The sequence below is a fragment of the Thauera sp. K11 genome (assembly GCF_002354895.1).
In the GTDB taxonomy this organism is placed as follows: Bacteria; Pseudomonadota; Gammaproteobacteria; order Burkholderiales; family Rhodocyclaceae; genus Thauera; species Thauera sinica.
This window is the reverse complement of sequence record NZ_CP023439.1, coordinates 685,879-699,089: the sequence shown is the minus strand read 5'-3', so window position 1 is coordinate 699,089 and position 13,211 is coordinate 685,879. Positions and strand designations below refer to the sequence as shown.

Sequence of the window (13,211 nt, the reverse complement as noted above, 5' to 3'; positions counted from 1 at the left end):
GAAGAAACTCCGCCAGTCAGCCCTGCCAATCCACCGATTGCCTAGATGTGATAGATGTCGAGCACTTGGTGGATACAGTCGTTCTTGAGCACGACTTTTTTCTCCTTGACCAGGGGAACGCCGTGATCGACGACGATCCGGTAGGTGCTCGTGCCGAAGAATTGCGAGACGGTCTTGAAACGGTAGCTCATCGTCAGCCAGTTGAACCGCACCGCGCACGCCTCACCCCCAACCTCGATGAGTTGAATATTGCTGATGTTGTGAGCGGTTCTCGGCGGGGGCGTGCTTGCCGTGGAGCGTTCGGTGCGAATGCGGAATACCCGGTCTTCGAGGCCATCGCGGCGGGCGTAGTACATCAGCGAGATTTCTTTCTGCGGGTCCCGCGTCAATTCGCCATCGACGTCCCAGGCCGGCACCCAGAAGGTCACATCCTTCGCGTACATGTCCAGCCAGGCATCCCAGTCGTGCTCGTCGAGGCAGTTCGCCTCGCGGATGAGAAAATCCCTGACGTAGTCGTAATTCATGATCATTCGGCCTGCTCCTTTGCTTCGCGCTCGACGGCCTGCGTCATCGCCTCGAGCCAGTACCGGTGCTGCGCGACGAAAAGCCCTTCATCCTCGACGCGCACCCCGGACATCAAGGGCTTCATGCCGATGGAAGCCGCGTTCTCGTCGCCCCCCACGATCCAGTGCGTCGCGCCCCGGGACAGGTCGTTCCATTCCAAGTTGCGGCCCATGAAGCCTTCCTGGCAGGCGCGAAATTCTTCGAGATCATCGGGCGTGGCCATTCCGCTCGCATTGAAGAAATCTTCGTACTGGCGGATCCGGTGCGCCCTTGCATCCGGGCTCTCACCCTTGGGCGCAATGCAGAAGATCGTCACCTCGGTCTTGTTCACGCCGAGCGGGCGGAAGACGCGAATCTGCGAACTGAACTGATCCATCAGGAACACGTTCGGATACAGGCACAGATTGCGCAGGTAATTGACGGCCCAGGAGGCGCGCGCCTCACCGACGCGCTCCGCCAGTTCCTGCCTGCGCTCGGCAATCGGTCTGTCCTGACCGTTGGGCCAGCGCGACCACACCATGATGTGCCCGTTCTCGAAGGCGAAGAATCCACCGGGCTGCTTGCTGAACGTGCTGGCGTCCATCGCCTTGACGTCGTCGATGCTCTGGCCGGTCTTGCGCCGGTTGATCGTAACGACGTAGTTCCAGTGCGTGGACGTCAGGTGGTAGCCATCGGCGCCGTTCTCCGCCTGCAGTTTCCAGTTCCCATCGAAGACATAGGTCGACGCCCCCCGCAGCACCTCCAAGCCCTCGGGCGCCTGGTCGACCAGCATGTCGATCATGTGCCGCGCCTCGCCCAGATGCTCGGCCAGCGGTTTGACGTCGGCGCACAGACTCGCGAAAAGAAAGCCGCGGTACGACTCGAAACGGGGCAGTCTCTTGAGATCGTGGGAGCCGGCCCGGTTGAAACCGTCGGGATAGCCCGCCCCTTCCGCATCCTTGACCTTGATGAGCCTGCCCGCCGAATCGAAGGACCAGCCGTGGAACGGACAGGTATGGACGGCCTTGTTGCCTTTCGCGACGCGGCAGATCGTCGCGCCCCGATGGCTGCATGCATTCGTGAATGCCACCAGCTCCCCCGATCTGCTTCTGCTGATCACGATCGGCTGGCGGCCGACGTAGGTCGTGTAGAAGTCGTTGGGATTGGGGATCTGGCTTTCATGCGCGACGTAGACCCATCCTCCTTCGAACAGATGCTTCATCTCGAACTCGAAAAGATCCTCGTCGGTGAAAGCACTGCGTCGCACCCGATACAGCCCCTTTTCCGGGTCCTCCTGTACGGCGCCGGAAAGCTTTTCCCTGATCAAACCGATATCCATCTCCATCCTCCAGTATCCATCCGGCAAACCGGCTTCCATCGCCGGCCGATGTGCGTCTCCTCAAAGCACGGATCGATTCTGTGGTGGCAGGAAATGCGCGGCTAGCCGATAAAGGAAAACCGACATCCGTTTTGCGAACGGCCGTTTTTCACGATCCGGGCGAGAGCGCGGGAAAATGCCGCGGTGGGAAGACGCGCCTGCGCACCCACCCGCAGGACGAGCGCTCCTTGGCACGGCGCAGGAAAGACGCGGAGCGGCCAAGAGGCGCAAACTTAAAAAAAAGGTCCGTACGAGGCAGGGGCGTACGAAAGGATGCGGCGTCGTGCGGTACTACGATCGCGCACCCGTCCGGATACCACGATCGACGGATTCAGCCCGGCATCCGGACTTCATCCTTCACGTCACTGCACGTTGGCAAGCAGCTTGCGCAGGTGCTCGATCGGAATCGCGTAGCTGATGCCCGACGGGTCCGTCAGCACGCTCTCCTTGGTCGACTTCACGAACACCATGTTCATGACGCCGATCACGTCGCCGGTCTCGGGATCGAACAGCGGGCTGCCGCTGTTGCCGGGATAGGCGGTGGCGTCGAGCTGATAGACGCGGAAGACCTCGCTCGACAGGCGCCTCACGAGTACCGGATTCAGATCCCGCGAGTTGGCCTGGGGAATGCCGATCGGCGTGATGGCGGCGATGATGCCGCGATGGGTCACCGGCGTCATGCCCAGCACGTTGCCGATGGGAAAGCCAGTGAATGCGACGGCCTGCCCTTCCTGCACGCGTTCGGTCGCCGCCAGCGGCAACGGCGGCAGCGGCGGGCCGCCCTGCAGGCGCAGCAGCGCCAGATCGTGCCCGCGGTCGCTCGCCACGCGCACCACCTGGCGCGCCATGCCGGTCTGTTCGTCGCCGGGCGACATCACGACCAGCACTTCCATCTGCTCGTTCGCGGTGGTCTCGGGCACGACGTGCGCGTTGGTCGCGACCAGCCGGCCGTCCCCCACCGCGAAGCCGGTGCCGAGAAACCGGAAGGCGGGGCTGCGCGTCCGCTGGTAGGTCCCCACCGCGACGATGGACGGCTTGATCTGCGGCAGCAGGCGCACCAGATCGGCCGCCGCGCGCTGCGGCATCCACGCCGCCAGGGCCACGGCGGCGCCGGCCAGCAGGACGCGCCGGCGCGGCCATGCGGGCGTCGCCGTCATGATTCGCCGCCCGCCCGCCCGATCGCCCGCAGGCCCGAAACCGCGGTACTCGGCGCCACCACGCGCTCGTCGTAGGGGTGATGGCGGTTCCGGACGAACGCAAGGATGCGCTCGACGTATCCCTGCGTTTCGCGATAGGGTGGCACGCCCCGATAGCGGTCGACGGCCCCTTCTCCTGCGTTGTAGCCCGCCGCCGCGAGGGCGATGTCGCCGCGGAAATAGGCGAGCAGCCAGCGCAGGTAGGCGAGCCCGCCGCGGATGTTCTGCTCGGGATCGTAGGGGTTCTTGACGTTGAAGCGCTCCGCCGTCTCGGGGATCAACTGCATCACGCCCATCGCGCTCTTGGGTGATACGGCGCCCGGGTTGAGGTTGGACTCGGTGATCCCGATCGCCAGCGCGAACTGCGGCTGTATGCCGTACTGCGGCGCCAGCTTCAGCAGCAGTTGCGCGACTTCCCTGCGCGCGGGCGCCAGCGCGGCGAGCACGGTTTCGGCCGGCCAATGCTCGAGGACGGTCTCGGGCGGGGTGTGCATGCACTCGGGCACGGCACCGGTGTACTCGCCGGTGAAGCGCAGCATCCGCTGGGCGTGCTCGTTTCCGAGTTGCGCCGCCATTGCGAAGAGCGTTCCGGCATAGGCGTCGTTGCGCTCGACGCCCCGGCCGTTGGCATACATCCAGCCCAGGGCGTACATGCCTTCCGGGTCGCCGAGGCGGGCGGATTCGCAGTACAGCCGCGCCGCGTGCCCCTGGTCGCGCGGCACGCCCTCGCCGTGTTCGTAGCCCAGCGCCTCCTGGGCCAGGTAGCGGGCATGCTGCGCGAAGGCCGTCTTGACGGCCTCCTCTTCCTGCCCGCCCAGCGCCGCCGACGACAGCATGGCGAGACCCAGGCCCGCCGCAAGGCGGCGGACCCGCTTCGTTGCACGCTCGTTCGCTCGTCTCATGGCCATATGCTCCGCAGCAGACTGCGCCCGTCCGGCTCGATCCCGCCTACAGGCGCCAGACCCTGGCCCCTGCGGCTTTCAGCGCCGCCTTATCGTAGGCCGACTTCACGTCCGAAAACACGCCGCCCGGGGCCAGCTTTTCCAGCAGCGCTGCAACCGGCTCCCGCAGGTATTCCGCATGCGACACCGCCGCCACGATGGCGTCCGCAACCGGCAGTTCGTCCCACGGGGTGAGGCCGACACCGTATTCGTGCTCGGCCTCGGCGGACGAGGCCACCGGATCGTGCACATGCACGTGGCAGCCGTAGCTCTGCAGTTCGCGGATGACGTCGATGACCTTGCTGTTGCGCAGGTCGGGGCAGTTCTCCTTGAAGGTCAGCCCGAGCACGACGACCTTGGCGCCCTTGATGCTGCAGCCGTTGCCGATCATCTGCTTGACGGTCTGCTCGGCGACGTACTTGCCCATGCTGTCGTTGATGCGGCGCCCGGCGAGGATGACCTGCGGGTGGTAGCCCAGCATGTCGGCCTTGTGGGTGAGGTAGTACGGATCGACGCCGATGCAGTGGCCGCCGACGAGGCCTGGACGGAAGGGCAGGAAGTTCCACTTCGTGCCGGCCGCCTCGAGCACCTCCAGCGTGTCGATGCCGATTTTCTGGAACAGCACGGCGAGTTCGTTCATCAGAGCGATGTTGAGGTCGCGCTGGGTGTTCTCGATGACCTTCGCCGCTTCGGCCACCTTGATCGAACTGGCCGGATACACGCCGGCGGTGATGACGTCGCCGTAGATGCGCTTCACCGTCTCGAGCGTCCCGGGCGTGTCGCCGGACACCACCTTGACGATGCGGGTGACGGTGCGTTCCTTGTCGCCCGGGTTGATGCGTTCGGGCGAGTAGCCGACGAAGAAATCCTGCTTCCACTTCATGCCGGATTCGCGCTCGAGGATGGGAATGCAGATTTCCTCGGTCGCGCCGGGATACACGGTGGATTCGTACACGACGATGGCGCCGCGCTTCAAATGGCGGCCGGCGGTGGTCGAGGACTTCACCAGCGGCGTGAAATCGGGCTGGTGGGCGTCGTCGACCGGCGTCGGCACGGCGACGACCACGAAGTCCGCCTCGCGCAGCACGGACGGATCGGTATGGCAGGTGAGATGGACGGCCGCGCGCAGATCTTCCGGGGACACCTCGCCGGTGGGATCGTTGAACTCGCGATAGGCTTGGACCTTCTCCGCGGAGAGGTCGAAGCCGACGGTACGGTACTTCTTGCCGAACTCGACGGCGAGCGGCAGGCCGACGTAGCCCAGGCCGATGACGGCGATGGTGGTCATTGGGGCGTTTCCTTGACGGTGTTTCAGAGAGTCTTCAGCAATGCCGTCGCCTCGGAGTGGATCTGCGTCCCTTCCTTCAGCTTGGGCATCACGGCGTCGAGTTCCTTGCGCGCATCCGCAGCGCGGCCGAGTTTTGCATAAGCCTTGGCCAGGTTCAGGCGCAGCGACAGGGTATCGGGCGCGAGCGAGACGGCGCGCGTGAGATTGGCGAGCCCCTTTTCCGCCTGGCCTTCGTCGATCTGTATCACGCCGACCGTATCCAGCACCGCGGCGTTGTCCGGCGCCAGCTTGAGCGCATGCTCGCCGTATTCCAGCGCCTTGGGGTCCTTGATCTGGCTCGCGGTCCACGCGAGGTTGTTGAGCACCAGCGCATTGTCGGGAGCCAGTTCATTCAGCGTGCGGTAGAGCTGGACAGCGTCGGCGTAGCGCTTGTCGCCCAACGCCCGCTCGGCGAGGTAGCTGCGCACCGCCGTGTCCTTGGGCTGGTCGCGCAGCCAGTCGGCCGCCAGCCTGTCGGCCTCGCCCTTGCGCTCGGCGCGAAGCAGCGCGGCATGCAGCTTGGCGAAGTTCTGCGCATCGCGGCCCTTGTCGAACGCGCGGCGGTAGCTCGACACCGCGTCCCCCCATCTGCCGCCGGTGGCCTGGATGTCGCCTTCGAGCGCATGGCCGGCTGCCTCATCGGCACGCTGCTTCTGTACCGTGCGCGCGATCTGCAGCGCACCGTCGCGGTCGCCGCGCTCGACCAGGATGCCGGCCAGCCGCGCCTGCGCTTCCACCGCATCGCCCCTGATGACGAGCGCCTTGCGCAGCGACTGTTCGGCTGCGGTCAGGTCCTTGTTCGCACGATGGATGTCCGCAAGCTGCACGAGCGCACCGGTGGCCCGCGGCTGCAGCGTCAGCGCCTTGTTGAGCGACGAGATGGCCTGCTGCGTTTCACCCGCGGCAAGCTGGGCGCGCGCAGCCGTCTCCAGGGCGCGGAGATCGTTCGGATAGGCCGCCACCGCCTGCTGCGCGATGGAAAGCGCCGTCTTCGCATCCCGGTTGCGCAGGTAATGCTGGGCGAGTGCCAGCTTGGGGACGAGCGCCGAGGGCGACGCCTTCTCCGCGCGCTCCAGCGTGGCCAGCACGGCTGCCGGTTCGGCGCGGGTGGCGACTTGCACGTCGGCATAGGCGAGCTGCGCTTCGACGTTCTTCTGGTCGCGATCCGCGATGGCCTTGAGCCGGGCCACGCCGTCGTCAGCCTTGTTGTCGGCGATGTCCATGCGTGCGAGGTTCACCGCGGCGGAGAGGTAGTCGGGCTTCAGCGCCAGCGCCTTCTCGAAGGCAGCCCGCGCGGCGGCGGAGTCGCGCTTCGCCATCATCAGGCCACCCCGCAGGTTATGCACCAGCGGGTCGTCGGGCTGCTTGCGCTCGAGCTGCTCCTGAGCCTTCAGCGCCTTGTCGATTTCTCCCCGGCGCATGTGGCCGGCGACCAGGGCGAGGTCGGCACGGATGTCGCCCTCGTCCATCTGTGCGGCCGTCTCGAGTTCGCTGAACGCGCCCTGGGCATCGCCGCCCGCCATCTTGGCCACGCCGAGCTGCATGCGCGCCCGCGGATCTTCGGGGGCGGCCTTGGACGCACGCTCGAAATAGGACTCGGCCTTGCCGAAATCGTCGTTGGCCAGATAGACCTGCCCGGCGAGGCTCAGCACGCGGGCGTCGAGCGACGGCTGGTCCAGCAGCGGCTGCAGCACTTCCAGTGCCCTGGGCGCCTCGCCGAGGGCCAGGTGCGAGGTGGCGAGCATCGTCCGGGCCAGAGGCTGGCCCGGAACGCGCGACAGAACCTTGGTGAGGTGCGTCTGCGCCTGGGCATTTTCGTTCAGCCGCACCATTGCCGTGCCGGCGAGCAGATGCGCCGGGAGGAATTCCGGCGCGGACTTCAGCGCCGCCAGGGCACCGTCCCGCGCTTCGGCGAAGCGGTTGTTGCGGAAATCGATGAAAGCCTGCAGGTAGAGCGTGGTCGGCTCCTTGGGGGCGACCTTCTTCATCGCCTCGAGACGGGCCACCGCCTCTTCCTGGCGATCCTGCTGCAGCAGCAGCGAGACCAGTGCGTAGTGGCTGCCGACGTTGGACGGATTGAGCCGCACGACCTCTTCGAGCGCCTTGATGGCGTCGTCGGGGCGCCTTTGCGCCAGCGCCGCCTCGGCCAGCACGCTTTGAGCTTCCGCCAGTTCGGCGTACTGGGCGACGATGGCACGCAGGTCGCCCTCGGCCCCGGCCGGGTCCCCGCCGTAGAGCCGGGCGCGCGCCAGGCCGACGCGGGCGAGCACATCGTCGGCGCTGGCAAGCGACTTCTCGTAGCTGCTGCGCGCCTTGGGCAGATCGCCCTTGGCGAAATAGGCATCGCCGACGGCCGTCAGCACGGCGGCCTGCGCCTTCGGATCGTCCAGCGCGGCGTCGGCGAAGTCCTTGGTCACGCGGTCGAATTCCCCCGAGCGCACCAGCGAGCGCACCAGGAGCGGAAGGACTTCGCCCTTCGCGTATCCCAGGTCGAGCGCGCGCTGGAATTCCTTCACCGCACCCGGCACGTTGCCCTGCTCGAGGTTCACCCTGCCAAGCAGGAAACGCGCATCGACCAGGTTGGCGTTTTCCTGCAGTGCGTTCTTGAGCTGGATGCTCGCCGCGTCCAGGTCCTTCTTTTCGAGGTAGCTTTTTGCCGATGCCACCATCGCCTCGGGGCTATCGGTGCAGGCGGCAAGAAGCAGCGCGGACAGCACCGCGGCGGCCACGCCGCGGGTCCTGCCCGACCATGGCCTGCCCTGGGGATTCTTGTGCGGCTTGCTCACTGTCAGTTCTCCTTCTTCAAACCGAAACGATTGATCAGGTCATACAGCGACGGGCGGCTGATGCCGAGGATTTCGGCGGCCCGGGCGACGTTGCCGTTGGTACGCGCCATCACGCGCAGGACGGCGCGGCGTTCGGCCTCGTCGCGCACCTGCCTCAGATTGAGCATCTCGACCTCGTCCTCGACCGGGTTCAGGCCGAGATCGTCCGCGGTGATCCGGTTGCCATCGGCCATGATCACCGCGCGCTTCAGGCAGTTTTCCAGCTCGCGCACGTTTCCCGGCCACGCATGCGCCTCGATCGCGGAGACCGCATCGTCGCTGAGGGCAAGCCCCGCGCGGCCGTTCTCGCGGCTGAAGCGTTGCACGAAGGCGTGCGCCAGCAGCACGGCATCGCCCTGGCGCTGGCGCAGCGGCGGGATGTCGACGACGATCTCGGCAAGACGATAGTAGAGGTCCTCTCTGAACAGCCCTTCGCTGATCTGCGTCTTGAGATCGCGGTGGGTCGCGCAGACGATGCGCACATCGACCGGGATCTCTTCCCGGCCGCCGATGCGCTCGATGACCCTTTCCTGCAGGAACCGCAGCAGCTTGGCCTGCAGCGGCATCGGCAGATCGCCGATCTCGTCGAGGAACAGGGTGCCGCGGTTCGCGGTTTCGATCTTGCCCAGCGTCTGCTTGACGGCCCCGGTGAAGGCGCCCTTTTCGTAGCCGAACAGCTCGCTTTCCAGCAGCGCGTCGGGTATGGCCGCGCAGTTGATCGCGATGAAGCGCTCGGTCGCGCGCGGCGACAGCGCATGCAGCCCGCGCGCGAGAACCTCCTTGCCGGTCCCGCTTTCGCCCAGCAGGGCGACCGTCACCGAGGCGGACGCCAGCTTCTCGATGGTGCGGCAGATCTTGAGCATGCCCGGATCGCGCGTCAGCAATCCGGCGAGCGGGCTGGTCTGCATCGCGGCCAGCCGTACATTCTCCGCCTGCAGGTCGTACATGCGGAATGCACGCTCGATGGTGAGGGCCAGCATGTCCGGCTCGAAGGGCTTGGCGAAGAAATCGTACGCCCCCATGCCCACCGCCTTGACCGCATTCTCCCTGTCGTGCTGGCCGGTCAGCACGATCACCTTGGTATCCGGCGCAAGCGCGAGGACTTCGCCCAGCAGCCGGAAACCCTCGGTGATGTCGTCGGGCGCCGGCGGCAAACCGAGATCCATCGTGACCACGGCCGGCTCGTACCGCCGCAACTGGGTGATCGCGCTTTCGCGATCGCCCGCCACCACGGTCTCGAAACCGTCGAAAGCCCACCGCATCTGCTTCTGCAGCGCGGGGTCGTCTTCCACGATCAACAGCGTACGTTGCTTGTCAGCCATTCACGGGTTCCATTTCCGGCACCTGCCTGGCGTTTCCGCGGTTACCGCGGGGCAGATCGACCGTCACCAGTGTTCCCCGCCCCACCTCACTGTCGAAACGCAGCGCACCGCCGATTTCATTTACATACTGACGGGTCTCGAACACGCCGATGCCCATGCCGCTCGTCTTGGTCGTCTGGAAGGGGCGCGAGAGCCGTTCGCGCAGAAAGTCCGGCGCCATGCCGCAGCCGGTATCCTCGACGGTCAGCCTGACGCGGCCTGAATCGCCATCGGCAACCCGGATGGTCACGATACCATCGTCGTCCGTCGCATCCAGTGCATTTTGCACGACATGACCGATGATTCTCTCGAGCCGCTCGGGGTGCGCAAGCACTTCGACGGGCTGTTCGATCTCGTCGAGCAGCGTGATCTCGGGCCGCTGTCCCCGCTTGGAACGGCATACGCCGCGGGCGATCTCGACGAGGTCCACGAGCCGCGGCGGATCGATGGAGCGCTTTTCCTGCAACTGGCTCATCAGGCCGCGCATGCGGGCCTCGGCGTGGGCCACGGTCTCCAGCATGTCCTGCTGGAATTCCGGATTGTGCTTGTGGCGCTCGGCATTCTTCAGCATCAGCGACAACTGGGCGACGAGATTCTTCAGGTCATGGACGACGAACGCCGACATGCGGTTGAACGAGTCGAACTTGCGCGCCTCGAGCAACGCCTCCGCCGCCTGCATGCGCTCCAGGTAACCGGCCGCCTGCCGCTGGGCCGTCTTGAGGAGGTCGAGCACCTCCCAGTCGATCTCGAACGGAACCCTGGGCGCATTGAGCACGACGAAACCGATCAGGGCTCCGCTGCCCTTGAGCGGAACCACCAGCCACGCTCCCTGCAGCACCGACAGCCATTCGGGCAGGCGGAGGGTGCCGTACTGCGCGGGACTCAGGCGATATTCCTCGAGGTTGATGATCCACTCCTGCTCGTCGAGGAATCGACACAGAGGCGAGTCGGCCGGTTCGCTCACGTCGCTGGAGGGCTGGTTGAGGCGCGCATGCATCGAGAACCGCCCATCGGCGTTGCGCAGCCAGACACTGCCGGCCGGACTTTCCACCAGGTCGGCAAGGGCCTTGATCACCGACTGCCCGAGGTCCAAGCCGCCGCCGGCCGAAGCCAGCGCCTGCGTGAAGCGCAGCCATTCGTTGCGATAGTCGTAGCGGTAGGGAAACAGGTGCTTGTTGATGAAGACCCGCAGGCGCGCACGCTGCGAACCCGAGAACAGCAGCATGCCCAGCAGCACCAGCCCGGCGAACAGCAGCGTCAGTTGCAGCGCCCGCCCCCAGTCGCCGCCGAAGTAGCGGACGTAATACCCCACCGCAGAGATCACCAGGAGGTAGAGGCCGGAGACGGCAAGCGCCGTGGAATGGAAGACCATTTCCCGCGACATCGACATGCGCAGGGTCCACGAAGGATTGCGCGCGCCCGACATCGCAATCAACGGGAGCAACAGCGCATTCGCGACGCCGCGCATCGCCCACACGTCCTCGTCCACCTGCCCGAAGAGGGAACCGTCGGCGAAGAGGTAGAGGTCGAAGATGTAGCCGGCACCCAGCGCGATGCATAGCGGCTTGATCGCCCATCGCGAAGCGGCCGGCACGCCCCGATAGAGCTGCTCGACGAGCATCAACCCGAACACCGCTTGCGCCAGCCACGCGCCGAAAACCGGGCGTAGAGGTATCAGGTCGGACATCGGACTACCCGCGCCGACCGCCTCCAAGCCAAGGCTGACGAGCTGCGCGGCCACGATGAGCGCGGCCACCATCGCGGGCCATCGCGCCGGCCGGTCGGAAATCGTGCGCAGCAGTATGATCAGGAACGCATACCAGGCCCCCGTCCGCACCGCGTCGAGCAACGCGGACAGGCCGATGAGCATGGGGTCCGCCGTCCTGGCATACGCCGCGGCAGTCAGCGCCCACAGGCAGGAAGTGGCTATCGCGCCCAGCAGCGCGGCACCCGCCGCCCCACCACGCCAGGCAAGAAAGGCATAGACACCAAAAATCAGATACGCGACGGCCGCAAGACCGTAGCCCCAGTACGCCACTTCGAGCAAATCGCGCCCCTTGCGCTGAACGCCGCGCGGCTTCGTCCGGTGCCGGTCGGCCCGGGCGGCTCAGCCGCCCACTCCGTTGCGCCTCACCTCAGTGGGCCCCTTCCCCGGTCAGCACCACGCGAACCGTCTCGAACAGGACGAGCACGTCGAGCACCAACGTGTGATTCTTCACGTAGTACAAATCGTACTGGAGCTTCTGAACGGCATCGTCGACCGAAGAGCCGTACTGATACCTGACCTGAGCCCAGCCGGTCACGCCCGGTTTGACACAATGGCGCACCGCGTAGAACGGAACCTCCCGCGCCAGTTGATCGACGAAATACGGCCGCTCCGGCCTCGGCCCGACGAGGCTCATCTCCCCCGCGATGACGTTGAACAGTTGCGGCAGTTCGTCGATCCTGAGCTTGCGGATGATCCGCCCGACCCTCGTCACCCGATCGTCATTGGACGTCGCCCAGCGCGGCTTGCCATCCTTCTCGGCATCGCGCCGCATGCTGCGGAACTTGATCACCTTGAATACCCTGCCACCGCGGCCGACCCGCTCCTGCCGGTAGAAAACCGGCGCCCCATCCTCGATCAGGATGAACAGCGCGGTAAGGAGCATGACCGGGAGGGCGACGGTGAGCAGCAGGACTGCGGCACCCAGATCGAAGCAACGCTTCACCACCGTCCTCGCCCAGCCCTGCCGAAAGCCATCGCCATAGATGAGCCAGCTCGCACGCAGGGAATCGACGCGGACCTGCCCCTGCACCCGCTCGAAAAACGACGACAGGTCCAGCACGCGGACGCCCGCCAGCTTGCAGTCGAGCAGTTCCCGCAGGGGCAAGGCCCCGCCACGCCGCTCCCGCACCGCGACGACGATCTCGTTGACACGATGCTTGCGGACCAGTTGGACCAGATTGCCCGCCGGCAGGATGTCGCGCGCTTCGATCTGGATCTCTTCGTCCCTGTCGGACGGATAGAAACCGATCACATCCACGCTGCGCTGCAGGGGTTGAGTCAGATCGCGATAGACCGCCAGGGCGTCATGTCCCGTGCCGATGATCAGGACGCGAGGCGCAAACAGCACTGCGGCCTGCCGCTGGTTGACGACCCCCCGCCCGAGAAGGATCAACCCCAGCCCCAGGACCACCAGCCATTGCGTCGCCTCGTTCGTCTGTCCGCCCCAGGGCAGGACGCCGAACGCCAGATAAGCCACCGGTACGCTCACGACGACGGACAGGGCGACGCTGACGATGGCTTGGCGGTTCGAGCGGCGACGGACGGGCCGATACAGGCCCATCGCAGAATTCAGCCCCACCATCGCGACGGCGAAAGCCGAAGCCGAAGGCATGATGGCCGCCCAGAAGCCGGCCTCGGGCTGTGAATGAGACCAGATCGTCCCGACGACGAGCGCGAAGAGAAGCGCCGCATCAAACAATGCCTGCTGCAGCGTATGCAATGGGAAATAGTGGCTGAACACTTTCAGCATGATGGTCCTCAGCATTCCTGCGCCACTCGGAACCGGCGCGACTCGCGGCAAGGCAGCACGATGCCCGAACTGCTGTTACCTTAGCCGATGGAAAGCCGACAGGCCGTTAAACCGGTCACGCC

Annotated in this window: 9 protein-coding genes; all 9 read right to left on the bottom strand. The window is 65.9% G+C overall.

The window, feature by feature from the left end; genetic code table 11:
- Positions 1-41 precede the first annotated feature (41 nt).
- Positions 42-524 carry an aromatic-ring-hydroxylating dioxygenase subunit beta gene (locus CCZ27_RS03205; protein WP_232516543.1) on the bottom strand — a complete coding sequence of 161 codons (483 nt, stop codon included), beginning with the start codon at positions 522-524 and terminating at the stop codon, positions 42-44.
- Between the two features lie 2 nt (positions 525-526).
- The gene (locus tag CCZ27_RS03200; RefSeq protein ID WP_096452111.1) at positions 527-1,882 is read right to left on the bottom strand and encodes an SRPBCC family protein; all 1,356 of its coding nucleotides are present in this window, start codon (positions 1,880-1,882) and stop codon (positions 527-529) included.
- Positions 1,883-2,283: 401 nt separating this feature from the next.
- Entirely contained in the window at positions 2,284-3,078 is a 795-nt protein-coding gene (locus CCZ27_RS03195; RefSeq protein ID WP_096445418.1) for a S1 family peptidase, read from the bottom strand.
- Positions 3,075-4,019, bottom strand: a complete 945-nt coding sequence (locus CCZ27_RS03190; protein WP_096452109.1) for a transglycosylase SLT domain-containing protein — start codon at positions 4,017-4,019, stop codon at positions 3,075-3,077. Before CCZ27_RS03190 ends, CCZ27_RS03195 begins: the two co-directional genes overlap by 4 nt.
- A 46-nt stretch (positions 4,020-4,065) precedes the next feature.
- Positions 4,066-5,346, bottom strand: coding sequence for a nucleotide sugar dehydrogenase (locus CCZ27_RS03185; protein WP_096445416.1), 1,281 nt, complete (start codon positions 5,344-5,346; stop codon positions 4,066-4,068).
- Positions 5,347-5,369: 23 nt separating this feature from the next.
- A complete protein-coding gene (gene prsT / locus CCZ27_RS03180) occupies positions 5,370-8,171 on the bottom strand; it encodes an XrtA/PEP-CTERM system TPR-repeat protein PrsT (protein ID WP_096445414.1) in 2,802 nt (933 codons plus the stop codon).
- A gap of 2 nt (positions 8,172-8,173) precedes the next feature.
- Positions 8,174-9,532: a PEP-CTERM-box response regulator transcription factor gene (gene prsR / locus CCZ27_RS03175; protein WP_096445412.1), complete on the bottom strand. Its 1,359-nt coding sequence runs from the start codon at positions 9,530-9,532 to the stop codon at positions 8,174-8,176.
- Positions 9,525-11,618, bottom strand: a complete 2,094-nt coding sequence (prsK, locus tag CCZ27_RS03170; RefSeq protein WP_096445410.1) for an XrtA/PEP-CTERM system histidine kinase PrsK — start codon at positions 11,616-11,618, stop codon at positions 9,525-9,527. The genes prsR and prsK overlap by 8 nt, the downstream gene beginning before the upstream one ends.
- Positions 11,619-11,706: 88 nt before the next feature.
- Positions 11,707-13,089, bottom strand: coding sequence for a TIGR03013 family XrtA/PEP-CTERM system glycosyltransferase (locus tag CCZ27_RS03165; protein ID WP_096452107.1), 1,383 nt, complete (start codon positions 13,087-13,089; stop codon positions 11,707-11,709).
- Positions 13,090-13,211: the final 122 nt, after the last annotated feature.

What these genes read in the sequence shown, in the direction of transcription:
- CCZ27_RS03190 (WP_096452109.1), bottom strand. Translation starts at nt 4,019, where the DNA reads ATGAGACGAGCGAACGAGCGTGCAACGAAGCGGGTCCGCCGCCTTGCG.
- CCZ27_RS03185 (WP_096445416.1), bottom strand. Translation starts at nt 5,346, where the DNA reads ATGACCACCATCGCCGTCATCGGCCTGGGCTACGTCGGCCTGCCGCTC.
- CCZ27_RS03165 (WP_096452107.1), bottom strand. Translation starts at nt 13,089, where the DNA reads ATGCTGAAAGTGTTCAGCCACTATTTCCCATTGCATACGCTGCAGCAG.
- prsR (WP_096445412.1), bottom strand. Translation starts at nt 9,532, where the DNA reads ATGGCTGACAAGCAACGTACGCTGTTGATCGTGGAAGACGACCCCGCG.
- CCZ27_RS03195 (WP_096445418.1), bottom strand. Translation starts at nt 3,078, where the DNA reads ATGACGGCGACGCCCGCATGGCCGCGCCGGCGCGTCCTGCTGGCCGGC.
- CCZ27_RS03200 (WP_096452111.1), bottom strand. Translation starts at nt 1,882, where the DNA reads ATGGATATCGGTTTGATCAGGGAAAAGCTTTCCGGCGCCGTACAGGAG.
- CCZ27_RS03205 (WP_232516543.1), bottom strand. Translation starts at nt 524, where the DNA reads ATGAATTACGACTACGTCAGGGATTTTCTCATCCGCGAGGCGAACTGC.